Below are 22,406 nucleotides of genomic sequence, written 5' to 3' on the forward strand. Positions count from 1 at the left end.
TAATAGTCGCGCTAAAGCGATGAGCCGTATAAGCTTTGACAACTACAAACCAAGCCAGGTTACGCTAAGTGAGACTGTGGTGGCAGCAGAACCGGCAATAGGCTCGAGTAAAATTGCATTTAGTGGCAACGTGGTAAACCAAAGTAATGGTCAACCTGTTCAGGGAGCTGTGGTAAAGTTAGCTGGCTCTAAAAATGTAACAGCGACCAATGCCAAAGGCTATTTCTATTTACCTGCTGATAGTAATGCAAAAAATAAAGACTTATTGATTAATGCTATCGGTTTTAAAGAATTGCCTGTAGCTGGTTTGCAAGACCCTAATGCGATTAAAAATGCATTGAGTGGCAACAAATCATTAAACGAAATTGCTTTAATTACTGGTTCAAACGGGCATAAAAAAGAAAATATTGCTGCACCTAAAATTACACTGCGTGCGGAACAAAACCTGGATGGGAAATCGGCAGATGATATCACAAAGCCTATTCCGGTTTCTACTATTAACTATAGCCAATACTTAGAGAATAACAATAAGCTTTATAACCCTAAAGGCCCGGAGCAATTTGTGATTTTGAGCTTCAAAGTTAAAAGCAACGGGCGGCCTACCAATGTCACCGTTATAAAATCGCTGAACAAAAAAGCCGATGCAGAAGCGAAGCGGTTGATTCAGCAAGGTCCGGATTGGGTATTACCTAAAAAAGGAACTGATTCAGTAGAAATCAGTATTAAATTTTAAACTCTCTTATTAACTATCGGTTACACAAGGAAAATGCACAGAGGTTACGAGATTGGTGTAAATTATTGTTAAAATCCCCCAATGTTACGTTGCGTAAAACCCAATGGCCTCTGTGGTAAAAACACATCCAATGTACAAACTCCCAAATTTTACAGCTAATAGTCAAGATGAAGTTCTTGAATTTATGCATCAAAACACTTTTGTAACCTTAATTGGTTTCGATGGAACATTTCCTGTTGCTACACAAGTACCGGTTAAAACGGTAGTTAATGGCGAATCGATTAAACTGATTGGCCACGTTATGACCAAAACCGACCACTGTAAGGCTTTTGAACAAAATCCAAATGTAATGGCCATTTTTACCGGGCCCCACGCTTATATCAGTGCTTCAGTTTACGAAAAACCTGCCTCAGTTTCTACCTGGAATTATAAATCGGTTCAGGCCAAAGGCACTATCAGACTCATGGATTCGGAAGAAACTTATCAGGTAATCAAAGAACTAACAGATAAATATGAAAATCCTGCAACAAGTCCTGCTGCATTTAATAAAATGGATGAAGCATATATCCAGAAGCATTTAAAGGCCATTACAGGATTCGAAGTTTTGGTAGACCACATCGACCATGTTTTTAAAATGAGCCAAAACCATTCTATAAAAAATCAGGAAAGCATTATAGCAAATCTGGAGAAAAGGGAAGATCCCGTTGCAAAAGAAGTAGCGAAGGAAATGAAGAAGAATTTGTAAAACCTCACCTGTTTTTTACCACAGCGTGCGCAGGGAAAATGCGCAGAGGACACAGAGTGGCTTTTGTCAGTCTGAGCGGAGTCGAAGACTTGCCACGAAAACACAGCGTATTTTTACTTATAGCGCTCTCCCAAAATTCGGGACTGCGCTACATCCGACAGCTATCGGATCAGGACGACCTTCTCTGTTTACTCTGTGCAAACTCAATGCCCTCTGTGGTAAACAAAACATCGCTTTGCGAAAACTTAGCGTTCTTTGCGGTAAAAAAACACCAAAAAAAAGACCAAAGCTAACACCTTGGTCTTCTGAGTATATTAAAAGATTTGTCTTTATTTTAAGTAATAGATTACAGCATAAATAATGGCTGCTAATGTAGCCGAAACCGGAATGGTTAAAATCCATGCCCATATTAAGTTGATGGTTACCCCCCAACGTACAGCTGAAACACTTTTTACCACACCCACACCTACAATAGAACCTGTAATGGTATGCGTAGTAGAAACCGGAATACCGAAATGCTCTGTAATACCTAATGTAATCGCACCTGCACCTTCAGCAGCAACACCTTCAAGTGCTGTAACTTTAGTAATTTTAGACCCCATTGTTTTAACAATTTTCCAACCGCCACTCATGGTACCTAAAGAGATTGCCGAGTAACAGCAAATAGGCACCCAAGCGGGCATCGATTCGAAGTTTGGAATTACTTTCGATGCAATTAATGCTGTAGCAATAATACCCATTACCTTTTGCGCATCGTTACCACCATGGAAAAACTTAATGCAGCAGAAGATAACAATTGCAGGCGTTTAAACCATTTCTCAGCAGTTGCCGGCTTCGCATAACGACAGATATTGATAATAATCAGAGTTAATACCACCGATATCACCATACCGATTATTGGTGCCAATACAATGAAAGAAACAATTTTTATAACATAACCCATGTTTACAGCATCAAGCGGACTAGCACCTGTAAGTAAAGCATGTGTCATACCTGCTCCAGCAAAACCACCGATTAAAGTGTGTGATGAACTTGAAGGAATACCATACCACCAGGTTAAAAGGTTCCAGATAATTGCAGCAACTAAACCTGCAAGAATAACTTCTAAAGTGATATAATTTTCAATTACCGTTTTAGCAACAGTATTGGCCACTTTGTGGTCGGTAAAATAAAAGTAAGCAGCGAAATTGAATAACGCAGCCCATAAAACTGCCTGAAAAGGCGTAAGAACTTTTGTAGAAACAACTGTTGCAATCGAATTAGCGGCATCGTGAAAGCCGTTAATGTAATCGAAAGCAATAGCCAGAATTACAACAACAACCAATAAGGTAGTTACCATGTTTGTTTTTTATTAAGCGTTTTTAACCAAGATAGTTTCAAGCACATTTGCCACATCCTCACACTTATCTGTTGCTTTTTCTATCGTTTGTAAAACCTCTTTTTGTTTAATTAATTCAATCGCATTGGTTTCATATTCAAACAAACGGGCAACCGCCAATGTAAATACATAATCAGCCTGGTTTTCGCCGCTGTTGATACGGATACAAGCATCAGCAATTACACGGATGTTTTTGAAACTACGTAATTCTTTAATTGCTTTATCAATATCGGTACACATTTCTACCAAAAGCTCAGCAATTTTAACAATCGGCTCGTTAATGGTGTTCATGTTGTACATCTGCATGCGGTTTGCAGTACCATAAATATAATCGGCAACATCATCAACAGCAGTTGCCAATTGGTGAATGTCTTCTCTATCAAATGGAGTGATAAAGTTCCTGCTCAGCTCAAGAAAAATTGAATGGGTAATATCATCACCAACGTGCTCTAAGCGCTCAATTTCTTTAAAAATTGTTTTTCTGCTTTCAGCATCACCCGTGCTAACCATTTCTAAAAGGGTTTCTGCAATTTTTAATGCATTGCTACCTGCCTGCTCGAAAAGCGGATGAAACTTTTTGTCTTGAGGTGTAAAGAACTTAAAAATATTGTTCATGTTAATTTTTAATATGTTGCAAAGCTACAAGCCCAATGTTAAGTTAATGTTAATTTCTTAATTATATTAACTAATTATCACCTCATTTAGTCAGGTATAGCTTATTTCAATAATTTTAGGTACCTGACAATGAAATAAATAGGTTTTCCGAAACATTATGAATAAGTTCTTCGGTTACGATAGCCCCGCTAAGTGCTTTATCCAGATGAAACATGTGCGAAATAGCATGCAAACCATAAATAGTTAAGAAATTGCTCAAACCAGGATGTTCGCTAACATCGGATTTATCAACAGCAGTAAATTGCTTTCCGAAACGAATCAGATGCCGTATTTTCCTTGCCTTCCGTGTTTCCGTGGCAAAAATTGAAGAATGATTATCAAGGTACTAAGCTACCCACCCTTTTGTAGCGTAAAAGCAAAGGTAGTACCTATTCCTGGTGTACTTCTTACCGAAATGGTTTGTTGGTGCGCCTCCAAAATATGTTTTACAATGGCTAAGCCTAAACCCGTACCCCCCACTTCTCGTGCCCGGTGGGTATCGATGCGATAAAAACGTTCAAATAAGCGTGACAAGTGTTTTTCTTCTATACCAATACCATTATCCGTAACTTCTATCAAAACCTGGTCGTGCAGTTCGAAAACCTTAATGGCTGTTTCCCCGCCATCAATGCCATACTTAATGCTATTTACCATTAAATTAATTAGAACCTGCCTGATCTTTTCTCGATCGGCAGAAACTAAGGTAATAGCAGTATACTTATCTTTAAAAAAGAGTTTAATGTTTTTTCCTTTGGCGCGGTCTTCGAGGTTTTCCATTACCTCTTTCGCCAATTGTACAAAATCGAATTTTTGATAGTTAATTGGCGATTCGCCCGTTTCTAACTTTGAAATAACGTCTAAATCATTAATTAAATAACTCAGTCGCTCTACATTATTTTCTGCTTTTTTAGAAATAAAACAGCCTGATCTGGGTCATCTACCAAACAGTCTTGTAAGGTTTCGATATAACCTTGAATGGCAAAAAGTGGTGTTTTAAATTCATGCGAAACATTTGAAAGAAACTCTCTTCTAAACTGTTCCTGTTTTTTTAATAAATCTATTTCTTTTTTCTTTGCCCCTGCCCATTCCTTTACTTCTTGTTCTACATCATTAATCGGATCGGAACTCACATACTCGCCAAGTGCATCTTTTAAATCTTTACCCAATTTAAGGTTATGGATCAGCTTGTAGATGAGTTTAATTTTGGTGTAGATATACTTCTCCAGCAAATAATAAAAAACCAAAAAACTGCATAAAAACGACACGCCAAAAGAAATAGCCATGTAATACAGGCTATGCTGAAAATAAAAATTAACCATCCCGATGGAAAGACCAACGGCGAGAGCAGTAAATAAAACCAGCACACTTAATTTCATGCTGCAATTTAAAGTTTTTTATGTTAAATGTGTGTTAAGAGATAAAGGGGAATAAGTCATTTTTTACAGAATGTTAAAAAACAAAACGGGTTGTACCATAAGTTGTAATTCCATTCGAACTTGTCTCGTTGAGCTTTGCGAGACGTCTAAACAGGTCCTTCGACAGGCTATCAATGACAGACTCCACTAGCACGGTCGTCATTCCCGCGCAGGCGGGAATCTTAAAGCGCTTGCATTACGATTATTCATAAGTTTACCTTGTTTCAATGGCATTCATGAGCACTCCGTGGTTTCCAATCGAATTGGGAATGACGATCTCGCGCAGCCTACCATTTGCCAAAAAGATCTGTCTTTTATATTGATTTTTATAAAATAAATTATCCCTAAGGATGACAATTCTATATTTATGATACAGCTTCGTGTTAAAAAACAAAAAAGCTTTCCTTTTCGAGGAAAGCTTTATAAAATACGGTAAGTATTACTTATTTCTTTGTCGAATCAGTTTTAGCCGGAGTGGAGGCTGCAGGTTTAGTGCTGTTTAAATTTCCGCCAAGTGGAGACGGTGATGGCGTTTTATCTAAACGCTCCTGAATAGCAGAGTTCCCAACTGCCGCACTACCGCCACTGGTTTTAGCAATTGTAGTAACGGCAAGGGTTAGTACCACTATTAGCGTTAACAATACCCACGATCCTTTTTCTAAAACATCGCCAGTACGTTGTACACCAAACATGTTACTGCCGCCACCGCCTGTAGCTAAACCTCCGCCTTTAGGATTTTGTATTAAAACAAATAAGCCTAAGGCTACACACGCAATAATTAATAAAATGATTAAAAAGGTTACCATGGTAATATTATATTTTAAAATTTCTTTTCTATAGATTGGATAAGGTCGGCAAAGTAACGGCTTTTTTCCGGATATTTCAAACTTAATTTTTTATAAGTATCTATGGCTTTGTGATAAAGCATTTGCTCGATATAAATTTTAGCTAAAGTCTCCGAAACAAGGTCGTAATTGTCTTCTGCACTTTTCTTTGCCTTATTTTCATTATCAATCTGTTCTGGCTTAGGGGCTTGATCGTTGGATCTTCCTTTAAGAATTTCTCAATGATTTGGGCGCCCTTTGCATCTTTAATTTCGGCAGAAGGATATTCTGCTAAATGATCGGCTACCTCGAAAGGAGTTTGAATATGGAAGATATGCTCCACATACTGCTGCTGAAATTCAGCTCTTTCCTGCAGTTGATTATTTTGCGGCTGTGATTTTACCTTACCAGCGTTAGGGTGAGCATAAGGCTGAAAAATTTGTTCGTGTTCTTTACGGGTTTTAGCTAACCACCATAAAAACGTGTACGGCAGCTTATCGTCGTTATATTGTGAAACAAAATTTCTTTCAGGCTCGTCAGGAACAACAGTTTCAATTTCTGGTGCGGTTGTAACCACATCGGTACTTAATTTCTGTTCAAAGGCAAAGAAATCGGTAGCAGCTACACTTTCATTAAAAGAATCATCATCTGCAGGCAAGTCCATTAAATGGCTATCAATACCTGGCAGGTGGTTTGGCGTTTCTACATTTACAGCCTGATTTGTAGATGAAGGGATATCATCTGTAAGTTCACTTATTTCTTCAAAAACTTCAGGCTCGTCCTGCGCATGCGTTGTAACGACTACATTAATTTCAGGATCCTTTTCCTGCTGGTCCTCCTGGACGGCAACCATATTTAGCACATGGAACAATACATGCCCCTGACCATATAATGCCGCTTTTGGAATAAATGAAGCATTGGCTTTGGCCAAAAGTAAATGAATGGGCTGAGCATAAGGAAATTGCTGCGCCATTTCCTGCAACATGGATGCATGCTCTGGCCTAACCTTTCCAGGTTGCGCAAGTAAATCTGCCAGTAGCTTTTTGTTATCCATTATCCAGGTTTGCCGCTAAGTTAAAAAAATGTAGACGGGTTTTGAAAATTTTGTCTTTTAGAGTCCTGCTTTATTTACCACTGCGCAAATGCACGGTTAAAAATATCTTCAGATAATTGTTTGTTAATATTTTCGATAGCCCCAGGCAATAAGGTTTGAATTGGTGCCCCGTTGATGGGAAAATCAAAATATCTGGTAAAGCTCTCTTCAAAACTTTCTTTTTCGTGTTCTTTTATGTTATTCTTATATTTTACAGAAACGGTTATGGTTAATCTGTTTGCTCCCGAGGTTGGCGTAGCACTATTTTGAAGCGCAACCGGTTTAATATCGTAACCTGTTATTCTCCCCTCAAATGATGCATCTCCTTCACCTGTTGGAGAAATAATCAATTTGGTTTGGTTACGGATACGGCTTTTTAACGATTCAGTGATCTGGTTACTCAACGTTGGTACCACTAATGGTGCATTATTTTCAAATACCCGAACCACCACCGTTTTTAACCCTGTTGTTGATGCTCCACTAAATTTATAAGAGCACGCGCTAAAAACCGAGGCAAGCAGGATTATGGCAAATATTCTAATTTTCATCATTATCGAAAATGTTATCTAAGTTTTGGGAGACGTGCTTTTGCAGGTAATTAAAATAGCAATTTTAAAATTACAGGTTTAATTCTTTAATTTTCCTGTACAAGGTACGTTCTGAAATACCCAGTTCCTGAGCAGCAAACTTACGCTTACCCTTGTGTTTTTTTAACGCTTTTTTAATCAGATCCGATTCTTTATCCACTAAGGACAAGGATTCTTCTACTTCTTCGGCCTCGTGCGCAAAATAATCAGCATTGTTATTGTTGTTAATGTTATTATTATTGCTTGGCGTAGGTTGCTGGATGGTAAAGGCATGCTCTTGTCCTGCCGGCAATTCTACATCACGATACAGCTGATTGATATACTGCGGATTATCTGCCAAAACGGTAGCGGTATTTCCGCCGTGCTGAATAATTTCAGCAACGAGTTTTTTAAGCTCAACCATATCCTTTTTCATATCAAAAAGCACCTTGTACAAAATATCTCTTTCTGTAAAATCTTCTTTCGACTGAGCGTTAATCGCCATTGGCAAATTACTTCCAGCTTCGTTCGGGATATAGTTTAAAATGGCTTGCCCGGTAACATTCCGGTCTTTTTCCAATACGCAGATCTGCTCCGCAATATTTTTTAATTGGCGAACATTACCTGGCCAGCTGTAATTGGTTAAAATCTGGATGGCGTCTGGCTCCAGGTGTAACGCCGGACTACGGTATTTATCACTAAAATCGGCAGCGAATTTTCTGAATAATAAATAAATATCTTCTTTACGTTCTTGCAAAGCCGGTATGCGTAATGGAACAGTATTTAACCTGTAATATAAGTCTTCGCGAAATTTTCCGTTCTTAACGCGGTTATACACATCAACATTAGTGGCAGCAATAATGCGGACATCTGTTTTCTGTACTTTAGAAGACCCTACACGTAAGTATTCGCCACTTTCTAAAATACGCAGTAAACGTGCCTGCGTACCTAAAGGTAGTTCAGCAACCTCGTCTAAAAAGATGGTACCGCCATTCGCCACCTCAAAATATCCTTTACGGGCTTCGTGCGCACCGGTAAATGATCCTTTTTCGTGACCAAAAAGCTCAGAATCTATCGTTCCTTCAGGGATGGCACCACAGTTTACCGCTATAAAAGCACCGTGTTTACGCGCACTCATTTGATGGATAATCTGTGAGAATACCTCTTTACCACTACCACTTTCGCCTGTTATTAGTACCGACATATCGGTCGGTGCTACCTGGCTTGCAATATCTATGGCACGGTTAAGCAGAGGCGAATTGCCAATAATACCGAAACGTTGTTTAATATTTTGTGTATCCATTCTTTAGATTTGAGTTGGGATATGAGATATGAGACCTTAGGCCCCTTACCTTTTACCCTCAACCTTTTTAAACTATTTTACCAATTAACGTAGCAGATGTACATTTTTCGATATACACATTTGCATACTGGCCTGGTTTAACGCCATCAATGGCTGGGAAAATGGCCATCGCTCCGCTATCTCCTCTTCCGCAATAATCCAGATCAGATTTTTTTGAAGTGCCTTCAATCAAAACCCGAACGGTTTTACCCACCCACTCTTGCAAACGCATTAACGAATGTGCCTGTTGTTTGGCTAAGATCTCTGCTAAACGGCGTTTTTTCACTTCTTCAGGAATATCATCTTCCAATTTACGGGCGGCTAAAGTTCCTGGTCTTTCAGAGTAGGTAAAGTTATAAGCAAAATCATATTGCACATAATCCATCATACTCAGGGTTTCCTCATGTTCATCTTCAGTTTCTGTACAGAAACCGGCAATGATATCGGTAGAAATTGCACAACCTGGAATAATGTTGCGGATGGCGTCGATACGATTGATATACCATTCGCGGGTATAAGTCCTGTTCATTAACTCCAATATGCGGGTATTTCCTGATTGGACAGGCAAGTGGATATAATTACAGATGTTATCGTATTTAGCAATGGTATGTAAAACTTCGTCGGTAATATCTTTTGGATGCGAAGTAGAGAAACGTACCCTTAAATCCGGACTAACCAATGCTGTTTGCTCCAAAAGCTGCGCAAAGTTAACCGTTTCTGTTCCGTCTTCCGATGTCCAGGTGTACGAATCTACGTTTTGACCTAAAAGTGTAACTTCCCGGTAGCCCGCTTCAAATAAGCCCCTTGCTTCTTCTATAATAGAATGGGCATCGCGGCTTCGTTCGCGGCCACGGGTAAAAGGTACCACGCAGAAAGAACACATGTTATTACAACCACGGGTAATGGAAATGAAAGCGGTTATTCCGTTACTGTTTAAACGAACCGGACTAATATCAGCATAGGTTTCTTCGCGAGATAATAAAACATTAACTGCTTTATGTCCGCTTTCTACCTGCTCAATTAAGTTAGGCAGATCGCGGTAAGCATCAGGTCCTACCACTACATCAACCAAACGTTCTTCTTCCAAAAATTTAGATTTTAAACGTTCTGCCATGCAGCCCAAAACCCCAACAATTAATTTCGGGTTACGGCGTTTTTCGACACCAAACTGTGATAGTCGGTTTCTAACCCTGGTTTCTGCGTTTTCTCGGATTGAGCAGGTATTAATGAAGATTACATCAGCCTGGTGATAATCCCCCGTGGTTTCAAATCCAGTTTCCGATAAAATAGAGGCCACGATTTCACTATCCGCGAAATTCATTGCACAACCGTAACTTTCGATATATAATTTACGGGCATCGGCTTTAATCGGTGTATCTAAAATTAAAGCTTCACCTTGCCTGGCTTCATCGTGCGTCTTATCCTGTACTTGTAAATCAATCATTATTTAAAAAATATTGGGGATTGCAAAAATACATAAATAAAATTAAAAGTGACAAATTGACATATTTTGTTTAAATGTTTACAGTATGATTATGATAAAACAGTAAGCAGGCCCCATTAAACCATATGCTACTATGAGGAGATTTTACTTACGATCGCCCTCACCTAGCTAGCCCTGGCGAAGCGGTATACTGCAGGCCCGGAGGCACGACGGCCGAAGCGTACAAGCGAAGCAAAGGAACAAACGATGTTACTTGTACTGCACTTGCGCTCCAAATTAATAGTTCATCGTTATAAAACGAGTCAGGATTTTTTTGGAAATGCAGGCTTCGGTGTCGATGGCAGGATACAGCCCCGCCCCCGCTTCTGCCCCAATTGAAAAAATTGTGGCATCCCGCTACGGTCGGGTTTAGATTACATCTGTTTTTGCTACTATGAGGGGTTTTCCATACCACAGGCCTAACCAATTTAGCCCTTGGCGAAGTGGTACCCTGCAGGCCTGGAGGTACGACGGCCGAAGCGTACAAGCGTAGCAAAGGACCAAATGATGTTGCTTACCCTGCCCTTGCGCTCCAAATTAATAGTTCCGCTTTATAAATGAGCCAGGATGTTTTTGGAAATGCAAGCTTCGGTGCCGATGTGGCGATGCAGCTCCGCCCCACTTCTGCCCCAATTGAAAAAATTGTGGCATCCTGCTACGGCCGGGTTTAGGTTACAGCTGTTCTTGCTACTATGAGGGGTTTCCATACCACAGGCCTAACCAATCTAGCCCTTGGCGAAGCGGTACCCTGCAGGCCCGGAGGTACGACGGCCGAAGCGTACAAGCGAAGCAAAGGAACAAACGATGTTGCTTACCCTGCCCTTGCGCTCCAAAAAATAATTTTAACAATAATGCAGCAACAGTACCTCCTCTTTGGTCTTTCGGCTTTTGCCTTGCCCCTAAAAAACCTTTCGCTCTTCTATATGTTACCTATTGATAAGCCATAATAAATGACAGCTCAACATAGAAATAAAGTTTGGATTTGGATAGGAAGCATATTCGGTATATTGATCTTAATTGTGGCATTTGGGGCTATGTTTTTAAGCGCCAGATGGAAGCCTGTATTGACCGAAAAAATTAAGGCTGGTGTTTATAATGGCTCCCATCATCTATACCGGATAGATTTTAAAAGCATTAACTTAAATGTAATTACAGGTAGTTTAGCTCTGCGCGATGTTACGCTAACACCCGATACTGCTGTTTTTGATAGCTTAAAGAAAAAACAATTGGCTCCCGCCCATACTTTCGAAATTAAATTAAAGAAACTGCAGATTACAAGGGTTGGAATACTAACGGCCTACTTTAAAAAACGGATAGATGTAAAGGAAATTCTTTTACAGCAGCCCTCCATCAACATGATTTTTAACAAGGTGACCAAGAAACCCGATACCATAATAGATGAAAAATCGCTTTATGAGCAGATTTCCAAAACCTTTAAATCGGTACGTGTTAAAAGCATCAAAATTGTAGATGCAGATTTCGATTATATCAACAAAACCGCAGCAAAAAAACCAAAAACTCGATCAAACACCTTGATATTAACATTAACGATTTCTTGTTGGATTCGCTTTCAGGAAGCGATACAACGAGGTTTTACTATACCAAAGATGCATCATTTCAGATTGCAGGTTTTAAATCGGTAACAAAAGATAAAATGTACTCCATGAAAGTGGATACCATTAAAGGCTCTACCTCATCAAAAAAAATAACGGTTAAAGGATTTAAACTTACACCATTGTACGATGAACTTACTTTTGCAAGAAAATACAATATCCAGAAAGACCGGTACAATTTAAGCTTTGATAAAATAGAATTTAATGGCGTGGATTTTATTGGTTTAAATACCGACCAGAAACTATATGCAAAATCGTTGAAGATTGGTCCGGCCAATGTAGAAGTTTTTATGAGCCGCGAATCGCCACCGCCGCCGGGCTTTGATAAAGGCCGAAACTATCCCCATATAGCACTGAAAAGGTTAAACATGCCCATCCTGATTGATACCGTAAAGCTGAAAGATATTCATGTTAAATATGGTGAGTTTAACCCTGCAAGTAAAAAAATTGGATCAGTTGACTTTAAAGCGTTAACAGGAAACATTTTAAATGTAACCAATGATAGCTTACAATTGAACAAAAAGAATCATGCCCAGGCAGATTTAAACGCGCTTTTAATGGGCACCGGAAAGCTGAATGTAAAAATCGATTTCAACCTAACCGATCAAAATGGCGCTTTTACCTACAGCGGGCGTTTGGGCAAATTTGATATGAAAAATCTAAATCCTTTATCTAAAGCGCTGGGCTTGGTAGAAATAGAAAGTGGAGACATACAACATATAGATTTTAAGGCGAATGGAAATTTAAGATCAGCAACCGGTTCTATGAATATGCTGTACACGAACCTGAAAGTAAAACTTTTATCAGACAATATTGATGGGGAAGGAACCAGGAAAAAAGGGTTTTTATCCTTTTTGGCTAATACTATTTTAGTTAAAGATGAAAATCCACAAAAAGGCGAAACACCAAGAACAGCCACGATGACCAATAACAGAATTAATTCTGCCTCGTTTTTTAACCTGATGTGGAAAACCGTTTTTGTAGGGATAAAGGATATTGTAGGTGTTGGAATAGTACCTGAAAAGGATCCGGTAAAACAACAGAAAGTAATTGCAAAAAAAATAAGGCAACAAAAACGGGTAGACAGAAAAGCTGCAAGAAAAGCCCGAAGAGAAAAAACTGATCTTACATTTTTCAAATATATGTATATAACCGTATATTGCTTGTAAACCACAATTTCTCATTTTTTAATGCCTGATACCAAAAGATACCGATATAAAGTTTTTAAATGGATTGCGTGTACACTGATCGGTGTTTTTATCCTACTTGCAGGCGTAGCCTGGTTGTTAAATGTTAAGTCTCGCCCTATTTTAACTGATAGAATTAAAACACTGCTCTATAAATCAACCGATAGTTTATATACCATTAGTTTTACCAAAGTTTCTACCAATGTTTTTACGGGAAATGCCACTTTACAGAACGTAAAAATAACGCCTGACACCAATCGGTTCAAACAACTTATAGCCTTAAAAAGAGCACCAAATAATTTATATACCGTTTCTTTAAAAAAACTGGTGGTGAAGCGCTTCCACCCGTTAACCCTATACCGCGAAAAAAACTGCAGGTAGAGGAAATCATATTTGATAAACCTGAGGTAACCATGGTTAACCGGCAATTTGCTTTTAATGAAGGGCGTGCACCCAGGCCCATTAAATCACCTTACGATATCATCTCTAAAAACCTGAAAGAGTTTAGCATTAAAACCATCCGTTTTAAAGACGTAAGCTTTAAATATGTGAATAAAAATGTACCCAATTCAGTACCTTTCAATATAGACGATCTTAACATTACGCTAACCGATTTGCTGGTTGATTCTACCTCTGCAGATGATCCGAGCCGATTTTACCTGCTAAAAGATATCGTAATCAACCTGAATAACTACGTGTACCGCACACCTGATAAAATGTACGATATCAAGCTTGATCAGCTTGATTTCAGGGCTACTACAGGAAAGCTAAGGATAAATAGCTTTGCACTGGTTCCATTACATGATGAAATGAAATTCGGCAAGGTTGCGGGTTATGCCAGAGAACGTTTTGATATTGGCATGCGCGATATTATGCTCAATGGCATCGACTTACCGCTTTACATCAGCAAACAGGAGCTATGGGCAAAAGAGATGGCCATTGCTAACGGTTTTATATCTGTTTTTAACCAAAATGGGCTCCCGGGTAAACCACAGGAGAATAAGATCGGTAAATTTCCCCACCAGCTTTTGCAGCTCGTTCGTGCGCCTATTCTGGTCCAGAAAATCCAGCTGAAAGATGTAAATGTTAACTATTCTGTTTTTAACAGTGAAAGTAATCAAAGAGGCCGGATCAGTTTTGAAAACACTTCTGGAATTATAAAAAATGCCACCAACCTTGATAATATTAAGGCCATAAACCCAATAATGGAGGTTAACTTAAATACTTATTTATTTGGCCAGGGAAAACTTGATGTGAACTTTATATTTGACCTTAAGGCTAAAGATGGTGCATTTTCTTACCATGGAGTTTTACACAATTTTAATGCGCGGGTTTTAAATCAGATTACCAAACCACTTGGCCTGGTACGCATTAACCGAGGGAATGTAGATAAATTGAAGTTCAATTTTAAGGCAAACGATTCAGGCACAAAAGGAACGGTAGCATTCTCCTATTACGACCTTTCTGTAGCGTTAATGAAAAATGACCCCGAAAAAGATCATCTGGTTACCCGCGGTTTTCTTTCTTTCTTAGCCAATGCTTTAATCATCAAATCTGAAAACCCCGGTGCAGATGGCAAGCTGGTACCTGTAACCGTGAATTACAGCAGGCCTTCAAATACCTCTTTTTTCAACATGATCTGGAAGGGCCTTTTTACCGGGATAAAGTATAGCATTGGTATTACTGAAGAAAAGCAGAATAAGGTACGTGAGCATATTGCAAAGTTTAAGGCCATGCGGGCCAATCATTTACAACGGAAACAAAAACGTTTAGAACGCCGGATAAAGCGTGAGCAAAATGAAAAGCGATAACATGTTGTAACCTTTTCTTATCTTTATTCTCTAAACCTTAAACTAAAATTATGATTATTGCCCTCGTTATTATCGGATTCATCTTTCTTATTGGGATTTTCTTTTACAACTCGCTTATTGGGAAGAAAAACCAGGTAACAAACGCCTTTTCGGCCATTGATGTAATGCTTAAAAAACGGTTCGACCTTATTCCAAACCTTGTTGAAGTTGTAAAACAGTACACTACTTACGAGCAGGGAACTTTAACCAAAATAGTTGAACTGAGATCAAAAGCTGGCTCACCGAATATCAGCAATGCAGAAAAAGCAGATTTAGATGCGCAATTAAGCAGCAATGTGAGGGGTTTGATGGTCAACATTGAAAATTACCCTGATTTAAAAGCCAATACCAATTTTATTAACCTGCAAACCACCTGGACAGAAAGTGAAGAACAAATTGCCGCTGCCAGAAGAACCTATAATGCTTCGGTAACCGATTACAATAATTCAATTATGATGTTTCCAGGCAGTTTATTTGCCGGAATGTTAAACTTCCAGGCAATTGCTGTTTTAGAAACCGCAGCTGAAGAGCGCAAAAATATTAGTGCAAAAGAGCTTTTCAATAATTAATGTCGTTCGATATTGCAAATAATGTAGCCTTACAGCAAGTTTTGGCTACAATGGAGGTAGAGCGCAAAAGAATTGCCGGTACCCAAACTAAAGGCTATATCTTTATTGCCGCAGGTATTCTGCTTTGTATTCTCGGCTTTTTCCTGGGGTGTTTCCTATTCCTGGCGTAATTAGTGGCTTAGTACCTGTTATTTACGGCGGAGTTTTGTTATTTAAGATCAACGATTCTTTAACAGCTTACCAGAATGCCTACAAAACAAATGTAATTGGTGCTGCCCTTAAGTTTTTAGACGAAAGCTTATCAATTAATCCCTACCGGGGAATTGAAGCTTCGGAGTTTATGTACACGCAGTTGTTTAGCAATGAGCCTGATCGTTATAAAACAGAAGATTTAGTAATGGGATGTGCTGATAAAACCCGGTTTTACTTTGCTGAAGTACATGCTGAATATAAAACAGTAACCGAAACAAAAGACGGAAGGCGAACAGAGTGGCACGACATTTTTAGAGGAATTATCTTTGCTGCCGATTTTAACAAGAAATTTAATGGCATAACCATTGTCAGACCAAAAGATTTTGGAGCAGCTTTTGGCGCATGGTTTTCAAAAAACCTGTTTTCTTTTGGCAGTAATGACGTTATACAACTGGAGAATGTAGAATTTGATAAGACCTTTGTAACTTATGGTTCAGATCAGGTCGAATCCAGGTATATCCTTACACCCGCCATGATGGAGCGGATACTAAGCCTCAATCATCAAACCAAATATAACATCAGTTTATCCTTTATCGAATCGAGGATGTATATCGCTTTCCCCTTGAACCGGAATTATTTTGAGGCACCTGTTTTTAAATCTTTATTAAATCCAGAAACTGTAAATCAAGATATTTCTACCATCAATTTTATGTATGATATTGTCAAGGAGCTGGATCTGAATACAAGGATTTGGGGTAAGGAATAATGGATAGTGTATTCCATGAATTAAAAATTCGTCATCCCTGGAAAGAAGTGGAATGGAGAGATCTGCCACGATAGATTTAGCTTCGCTGAGCACTTCGTGGTTCTTGACTTCGTTACCCTCCGCTCGAAATGACGAAGATTCGAGTGGAACTTTATATCGAAAGTTTAATTAGACCCAGACTTACGAAGTTTTTCCGGCACACTGGCATCTTCAAACTTCGTAAGTCTTCGGCGCTAGGCCAGATGTTTTTTTACAATTTCTTCGAGCGCAGCGATATCAAATGGTTTCGACAGGTAACTATCTGCACCAGCTTCATCGGCTAATGAAGATATATCATTATTGGCCGAAAAATAAATTACCGGAATATGTTTTAAATCAGGGTGGCCTTTTAAAGCTCTGGTCGCCTGTATTCCTCCCAGATCGGGTAACCAATTATCCATAAAAATTAAATCAGGCATATATGCTGCAACCTGTTCTTCTATATTATTGGCATTTTCAGATGTTTTTATCTCGTACCCGGCATCTTCCAAAATAAATGTACAAAGATCAAGGATATCCCTGTTATCATCAAAAACAAATATTTTTTTTGTAACTATCATATTAACCTCCGAAAAGCAATTAATCATTTAACTTATTTATATAATCAGCCATATTCTGGCTATCCAATATCACATGCGGCTTAACATTTATAACCGCCTGTTGTGGCATATACGGCATTATGGCCGTATCTGGATTCTGTATAACGACTCTACCGCTATAATTGTTTACGCTTTTTAATCCTTCCACCCCATCTGAATTAGATCCTGAAAGTAAAATGCAGACTAATTTATCTTTAAAAACCTCAGCTGCAGATTGAAAGGTAACGTCAATTGATGGTCGGGAATAATTTACTTTTTCAGAATAATCTAAAGATATACTCTGGTCTTCCTCTATCAGCATATGGTAATCTGCGGGCGCAATAAAAACTTTACCCGGCATTAAAAACTCCTTTTCATCTGCCTCAGCAACGGCCAATGTGGTACGCGATTTTAATAAATCGGTTAAAAGAGACTCATTACTTGCCTTACGGTGGACCACTATTATAATAGGAAAATGAATATCTTTCCGTAAGGCCGGAAAAATTTCTAGCAATACATCTAAACTACCTGCCGAACCGCCAATAACTAATGCACTACAAGCGGTAGAATCTACAGTTTCCGCCATATTTTTTCCATTTTAACCCTTTTATATTCTTTTGCCTTTGGCCAAAACTCCAGACTTTCTTTGCTTCCCAGAGCAAGATAACCCAATTTTTCTATGCTACCATCAAATAGGTTAAACACTTTATGCTGCAATTCTTTATCGAAATAAATTAAAACGTTTCTACATAAAATTAACTGAAACTCATTAAAAGAATGATCAGAAACCAGGTTATGCGTAGAAAAGATCATCTTACTGTTTAAGCTTTCATCAAATTTCGCCAAAGAGTAGTTCGCGGTATAATAAGTTGAAAAATCTTTTAAGCCACCTGATTGCAGATAATTTTCTGAATACTGTTTTAAATAAGTTAATGGGAACATGCCTTTTTTTGCCTTTTCTAAAACAGACGGATTAATATCTGTGGCATAAATGAGTGACTTATGAAGCAAATTAAGTTCTTTTAAAACAATGGCAAGCGAATAAGCTTCTTCTCCGGTAGAGCAACCTGCTACCCAAATTCTGATAAATGGATAAGTACCCAGTACAGGAAGTACATCATTCCGTAAAGATTTGTAAAAGGAAGGATCGCGGAACATTTCGGTAACATTAACCGTGATTTCCTCTAAAAAACGCTTAAAGTATTGCTTATCTGTTCTAACCGTATAACGAAATTCGGCGAAACTCACAAAATTATCCAGTCCGTAGAGGCGTATAATTCTTCTTTTAATCGATGCATGAGAGTATTCCAGAAAATCATACCCATGACTTTCTAAAACATCATTCAGCAGGATTTCAACCTGTTCGTTATCTATCACATCACTTATCACCTACTATTTTGTAAAATTTTCTATTTGTTTTAATAACTCGTCAACATTTATCGGTTTTGAAACATAACCCGATGCACCGGCGCTGAGGCAACGTTCTTTATCGCCAACCATGGCCTGGGCAGTGACCGCCAATACGGGTATATCCCGCATTTTATCCGATTTTTTCATGGCCGCAATAGCCTGATAACCGTCCATATCCGGCATCATCATATCCATTAAAACAATGGCAACATTATCATGTTTTTCTAAAATAGAAAAACCATCCTGTGCGCTTATAGCAGATAAACAATCAAAACCTTTGGCCTTTAAAACAGCTTTTAAAGCAAAAATGTTTCGGTTATCATCATCAATTATGAGAATTAATTTTTGAGGCATAAAAATAAAATGGTTTATGATTTATGATGATTTTCGTATAACCAAACTCTTAATAACGAGATCAGCTGATCCATATCTACCGGTTTGCTAATATAATCAGATGCACCTGCAGCAATACATTTTTCACGATCACCCATCATCGCTTTTGCGGTAACGGCCAAAATTGGCAGGTTGCGGTATTTGATATCCTGTCTGATGGCTGTTGTAGTTTCATAGCCATCTAGCTCCGGCATCATCATATCCATTAAAACAACATCAATTTCGGGCGTTTCATTTAATAATTTCAGGGCTTCCTTACCATCAGTGGCGGCTACCACTTTCATCTGGTGCTGCTCTAACATTTTGGTTAGGGAGAAGATATTGCGTACATCATCATCCGCTACCAGAACCGTTTTACCAACCAATACATCCTGTAGTTCGGAAAACCTTTTAGGTGTTTTGGTTTTCTCCTTGCTTTTTTCTTCTACCAGGTGAAGGAACAGGCCTGCTTCATCCAGAATACGTTGATAAGAATGTGCCGTTTTTACCACGATAGAATCAGCATATTGTTTGATCCGGTTTTCTTCTCCTTTTGAAAGGTTTTTACCTGTAAAAATGATGATTGGTAAATTCTCTAAGCCAGGTGTCTTCTTTACCACTTCAAGTGTTTCGTAAGCGTGCTTATCCGGAATGCCCATGTCCAGAATTACACAGTTAACCTCTGGCTTATGCAAGGCAGAAACGCCTTCGTTTACCTGGTTAACAATTTCTGTCTGGATATTAAAATTACTTAGAAAATAACTTAATGCCTTGGCATGCTGTTCATTTTCTTCTACAATAAGTACTTTTTTAGGATGACGGCTTAAGGCATGCTCCAGTTTTGAAAATATCTCTTGCATGTGCTCAAAGGCAAAAGGTTTATTAATAAAATCTACCGCACCTTTTAACAAACTTTCTTTCTTAACCTGCAAAGATGACATGATGTGTACCGGAATCGGGCGTGTTGAAGGATCTGATTTCAGCTCTTCCATTACCTGCCATCCATCTTTAACAGGAAGTTGGATATCGAGTAAAATGGCAAGCGGCTTAAAAGTCTTCGCCATTTCAATCCCTGCATCGCCGCGAACGGCAACCAAACCTTTATAGTTTCTTTTCCGGGTAAAATCTAAAAGTGTTTTAGCAAAAGGAGTATCGTCTTCAACAATTAAAATCACCTTATCATCAGGCTGAATATTGTCGCGGTCATCTTCAATCTCTTGCGGAATATTGTCGACCGTTAAATGGCTTACTTTTTTTACCGGCGTCTCTAAGGCCATTACAGGTTTATCTGTTTGGGGTACTACACCTTCAAAACCTTTATTTTTATCAATGGGTAGCGTAAGTGTAAAAACACTTCCTTTCCCCTCCGCGCTTTTTAAATCAATATATCCGCCCAATAGTTTGGCCAGCTCTCTACTAATGGAAAGCCCCAGACCTGTGCCGCCAAATTTGCGGCGCGTAGAGCCATCGGCCTGTTGAAAGGCTTCGAATACCATGCCTTGCTTTTCGGGCGCAATACCTACACCGGTATCGGCAACTTTAAATACCAGCGCACCTAATTTTTCATTTGTATTGATATTCAGAGTTACCGCACCTACCGTAGTAAATTTAATGGCATTTGATAGCAGGTTCTTAATAATCTGCTCCAGGCGCATTTTATCGGTATGAAAAAACTCGGGAACTTCTGCCGATTTTTCGATAACAAAGTTTAGGTTCTTATCTTTAGCTAGGGGGTTAAATAAGGAACGCATGCTGGAAATGATCTCGTCAACCTTAATATTTGTCCGGTCGAGTTCCATTTTACCTGCCTCAATTTTAGAAAGGTCCAGAATTTCGTCGATTAAGCTTAAAAGGCCCTGACCAGAGCTTTGAATAACCTCTGCATATTCCTGGTGTTCGGGATCCATAGCTTCATTTTCGGCCATTAATCTTGATAATAACAAGATGGAGTTGAGTGGGGTTCTTAACTCGTGTGACATATTAGCCAAAAATTCTGACTTATACCTTGTACTCAGTTCCAGCGCTTCTGCTTTTTGCTGAATCTCTATATTCCGCTCTTCTATGAGTTCGTTTTTTTCTTCCAGCAAGCTGCTTCTTTCTTCCAGCTCCTGGTTACTCTGCAACAATTCTTCTTGCTGTACACGTAATTCTTCTTCACTGGCCTGAAGTTTCTGTGCCTGTGCTTCGAGCTCTGCGTTTAAACCTTCCAGTTCATTATGCTGAACCTGCAGCTCTTCTGATTGTGCCTGCGTTTCTTCCAATAACTGCTGCAATTTTAGCCTGTTCTGTGCACCCAGCAATGCGGTACCCACATCAGATAAAACCAGGCTTAAAAAATGCAATTGCAGATCGCTGTATTTACCAATCGTACCTAATTCTAAACCGCCTATTGAAATTTCATTTCTAATAATTGGTAGTACAATTAGCTGTGCTGGTTTGATATTACCGGTGGCATGTGTAATGGTGAGTTCGTTCTGCGGAACATCTTCCAACAGTATAGGCTTACCTGATTTAACCGCCTGGCCAATTAATCCCTGGCCAAGCTCTAAGGTTTCGACCAGGTTTTGTCCCTGGAGCGCATATTGCCCCTTTAAATGCAGGTATCCATCATCTTTAAATAAGTACAGGGCTCCAATCTGGCTCTTGGTATAATTGGCCAGAAACTCGATAATATCTTCTGCCAGGTGGAAAACGTCTTTTTCACCAACCATTTTCACGTTTAGGTTAGCTACGCCAGTTTGCAGCCATTCATTCTCTTCTAAAATATCAAAAGATTTTTTTAATGATGATGACATTGTATTTAGCGATTCAGAAAGTTCGCCAATATCATCCTGAGTTTGACTATCGAGCTTTACGCCATAATTACCATTAGAAATTTGATAGGCAATTTCTTTGATGGCCGCAATACGTTTCTCCATCTCATACTTTTTATCCTCAATTTCTTTTTGAAGTTTAACACGTTCATCAAAATCGATAGATACTTTTCTATAAAAGAACAAGGTAATAAGTATTGCAAGAACCGCAGCTATTAAAATCAGAATCGGAGTATAGGATGTCAGTTTGTTCAGTTCAACTGTACGGCTTTCGAGTAACCTGCGTTCTTCTTTAACCATGCGGTTAACAACATTACGGGCCTGATCCATATAGGTTTTTCCTTCTAAAAGTGCAGTTGGATCGACTTGCCCGCCCAGTGATTTGATTTCTATTGTAGACGAAATAATATTCAGTCTCCGGGCCAGGATATTTCTTAATTCGGCAATATTTTTCTGCTGAATAGCATTGTCTTTCGTTTGCGCCTCTATCCTGTTTAAGGCGGACATTGCCGTGTCGGTAGAGCCATAATAAGGTTGCAGAAATATTTTATTTCCAGTTAGAAGGTAACCCCGTTGCCCGGTTTCGGCATCTTTCAAGGTGGAAATTACACCTTCAGTGGTTAAAATTACTTCATCGCTGTGTTTAACCAGTTCAGTGCTTTTAATAAGGTTGCCAATACTTACGTAAGAGGCCAGCGAACTGATAAACAGAATAATTAGCGATAAGCCAAGGCCTAAACGTAAATTACTTTTAAGAGTTGTTTTCATTATATGGATTAAGGAT

The 22,406-nt window shown here is 38.9% G+C and carries 21 protein-coding genes and 2 pseudogenes; 9 read left to right on the forward strand and 14 right to left on the reverse strand.

The window, feature by feature from the left end:
- Positions 1 to 19: 19 nt before the first annotated feature.
- Positions 20 to 733, forward strand: coding sequence for a carboxypeptidase-like regulatory domain-containing protein (locus ACQ86H_RS28490; RefSeq protein ID WP_431293253.1), 714 nt, complete (start codon positions 20 to 22; stop codon positions 731 to 733).
- A gap of 130 nt (positions 734 to 863) precedes the next feature.
- A complete protein-coding gene (locus tag ACQ86H_RS28495) occupies positions 864 to 1,478 on the forward strand; it encodes an FMN-binding negative transcriptional regulator (protein ID WP_168202535.1) in 615 nt (204 codons plus the stop codon).
- A gap of 329 nt (positions 1,479 to 1,807) precedes the next feature.
- On the opposite strand, the pseudogene ACQ86H_RS28500 reads toward ACQ86H_RS28495, so the two are convergent.
- The 9 genes and pseudogenes from ACQ86H_RS28500 to miaB form a co-directional block, all read right to left on the reverse strand.
- Positions 1,808 to 2,817: pseudogene (locus ACQ86H_RS28500) on the reverse strand (inorganic phosphate transporter).
- Positions 2,818 to 2,829: 12 nt separating this feature from the next.
- A complete protein-coding gene (locus ACQ86H_RS28505; protein ID WP_186828578.1) occupies positions 2,830 to 3,471 on the reverse strand; it encodes a DUF47 domain-containing protein in 642 nt (213 codons plus the stop codon).
- Positions 3,472 to 3,586: 115 nt separating this feature from the next.
- Positions 3,587 to 3,730 carry a hypothetical protein gene (locus tag ACQ86H_RS28510; RefSeq protein ID WP_210419410.1) on the reverse strand — a complete coding sequence of 48 codons (144 nt, stop codon included), beginning with the start codon at positions 3,728 to 3,730 and terminating at the stop codon, positions 3,587 to 3,589.
- A 131-nt stretch (positions 3,731 to 3,861) separates the two neighbouring features.
- A pseudogene (locus tag ACQ86H_RS28515) lies at positions 3,862 to 4,886 on the reverse strand (sensor histidine kinase).
- Between the two features lie 482 nt (positions 4,887 to 5,368).
- The gene (gene secG / locus ACQ86H_RS28520; RefSeq protein ID WP_132395957.1) at positions 5,369 to 5,731 is read right to left on the reverse strand and encodes a preprotein translocase subunit SecG; all 363 of its coding nucleotides are present in this window, start codon (positions 5,729 to 5,731) and stop codon (positions 5,369 to 5,371) included.
- Positions 5,732 to 5,873: 142 nt separating this feature from the next.
- Positions 5,874 to 6,803 (reverse strand): hypothetical protein, encoded by a 930-nt coding sequence (locus tag ACQ86H_RS28525; RefSeq protein ID WP_431293254.1) that lies wholly within the window; start codon positions 6,801 to 6,803, stop codon positions 5,874 to 5,876.
- Between the two features lie 74 nt (positions 6,804 to 6,877).
- Positions 6,878 to 7,393 (reverse strand): LptE family protein, encoded by a 516-nt coding sequence (locus tag ACQ86H_RS28530; RefSeq protein ID WP_371716931.1) that lies wholly within the window; start codon positions 7,391 to 7,393, stop codon positions 6,878 to 6,880.
- A gap of 67 nt (positions 7,394 to 7,460) precedes the next feature.
- Positions 7,461 to 8,711, reverse strand: a complete 1,251-nt coding sequence (locus ACQ86H_RS28535; protein WP_138819354.1) for a sigma 54-interacting transcriptional regulator — start codon at positions 8,709 to 8,711, stop codon at positions 7,461 to 7,463.
- A gap of 67 nt (positions 8,712 to 8,778) precedes the next feature.
- Positions 8,779 to 10,194, reverse strand: a complete 1,416-nt coding sequence (gene miaB, locus ACQ86H_RS28540; RefSeq protein ID WP_138819353.1) for a tRNA (N6-isopentenyl adenosine(37)-C2)-methylthiotransferase MiaB — start codon at positions 10,192 to 10,194, stop codon at positions 8,779 to 8,781.
- Between the two features lie 989 nt (positions 10,195 to 11,183).
- Here miaB and ACQ86H_RS28545 point away from each other — a divergent pair.
- Genes ACQ86H_RS28545 through ACQ86H_RS28575 form a run of 7 tightly spaced genes read left to right on the forward strand, consistent with a single transcriptional unit; the run spans position 11,184 to position 16,410 of the window.
- Positions 11,184 to 11,876 (forward strand): hypothetical protein, encoded by a 693-nt coding sequence (locus tag ACQ86H_RS28545; RefSeq protein ID WP_431293255.1) that lies wholly within the window; start codon positions 11,184 to 11,186, stop codon positions 11,874 to 11,876.
- Positions 11,792 to 13,015, forward strand: coding sequence for a hypothetical protein (locus ACQ86H_RS28550; protein WP_431293256.1), 1,224 nt, complete (start codon positions 11,792 to 11,794; stop codon positions 13,013 to 13,015). Before ACQ86H_RS28545 ends, ACQ86H_RS28550 begins: the two co-directional genes overlap by 85 nt.
- Before the next feature lie 21 nt (positions 13,016 to 13,036).
- Complete coding sequence (locus ACQ86H_RS28555; RefSeq protein WP_431293257.1) at positions 13,037 to 13,414, forward strand: hypothetical protein; 378 nt, start codon at positions 13,037 to 13,039, stop codon at positions 13,412 to 13,414.
- A gap of 32 nt (positions 13,415 to 13,446) precedes the next feature.
- Positions 13,447 to 14,844, forward strand: a complete 1,398-nt coding sequence (locus ACQ86H_RS28560) for a hypothetical protein (protein ID WP_431293258.1) — start codon at positions 13,447 to 13,449, stop codon at positions 14,842 to 14,844.
- 50 nt (positions 14,845 to 14,894) lie between these two features.
- Positions 14,895 to 15,452 (forward strand): LemA family protein, encoded by a 558-nt coding sequence (locus tag ACQ86H_RS28565; RefSeq protein ID WP_138819350.1) that lies wholly within the window; start codon positions 14,895 to 14,897, stop codon positions 15,450 to 15,452.
- Complete coding sequence (locus tag ACQ86H_RS28570) at positions 15,452 to 15,622, forward strand: hypothetical protein (RefSeq protein ID WP_431293259.1); 171 nt, start codon at positions 15,452 to 15,454, stop codon at positions 15,620 to 15,622. The genes ACQ86H_RS28565 and ACQ86H_RS28570 overlap by 1 nt, the downstream gene beginning before the upstream one ends.
- A gap of 35 nt (positions 15,623 to 15,657) precedes the next feature.
- Positions 15,658 to 16,410 (forward strand): DUF3137 domain-containing protein, encoded by a 753-nt coding sequence (locus ACQ86H_RS28575; RefSeq protein WP_431293260.1) that lies wholly within the window; start codon positions 15,658 to 15,660, stop codon positions 16,408 to 16,410.
- Between the two features lie 233 nt (positions 16,411 to 16,643).
- Here ACQ86H_RS28575 and ACQ86H_RS28580 read toward each other — a convergent pair whose 3' ends face one another.
- The 5 genes from ACQ86H_RS28580 to ACQ86H_RS28600 are packed head-to-tail and all read right to left on the reverse strand — an operon-like array spanning position 16,644 to position 22,390.
- Positions 16,644 to 17,009: a response regulator gene (locus tag ACQ86H_RS28580; RefSeq protein WP_138819348.1), complete on the reverse strand. Its 366-nt coding sequence runs from the start codon at positions 17,007 to 17,009 to the stop codon at positions 16,644 to 16,646.
- Positions 17,010 to 17,028: 19 nt separating this feature from the next.
- Positions 17,029 to 17,613, reverse strand: coding sequence for a chemotaxis protein CheB (locus ACQ86H_RS28585; RefSeq protein WP_138819347.1), 585 nt, complete (start codon positions 17,611 to 17,613; stop codon positions 17,029 to 17,031).
- The gene (locus ACQ86H_RS28590) at positions 17,598 to 18,413 is read right to left on the reverse strand and encodes a CheR family methyltransferase (RefSeq protein ID WP_246862820.1); all 816 of its coding nucleotides are present in this window, start codon (positions 18,411 to 18,413) and stop codon (positions 17,598 to 17,600) included. Before ACQ86H_RS28590 ends, ACQ86H_RS28585 begins: the two co-directional genes overlap by 16 nt.
- 6 nt (positions 18,414 to 18,419) lie before the next feature.
- Positions 18,420 to 18,791 (reverse strand): response regulator, encoded by a 372-nt coding sequence (locus ACQ86H_RS28595; protein ID WP_138819345.1) that lies wholly within the window; start codon positions 18,789 to 18,791, stop codon positions 18,420 to 18,422.
- 14 nt (positions 18,792 to 18,805) lie between these two features.
- Entirely contained in the window at positions 18,806 to 22,390 is a 3,585-nt protein-coding gene (locus ACQ86H_RS28600) for a response regulator (protein ID WP_431293261.1), read from the reverse strand.
- Between the last annotated feature and the right edge of the window lie 16 nt (positions 22,391 to 22,406).

Source organism: Pedobacter sp. P26 (genome assembly GCF_050632135.1).
Lineage (GTDB): Bacteria > Bacteroidota > Bacteroidia > Sphingobacteriales > Sphingobacteriaceae > Pedobacter.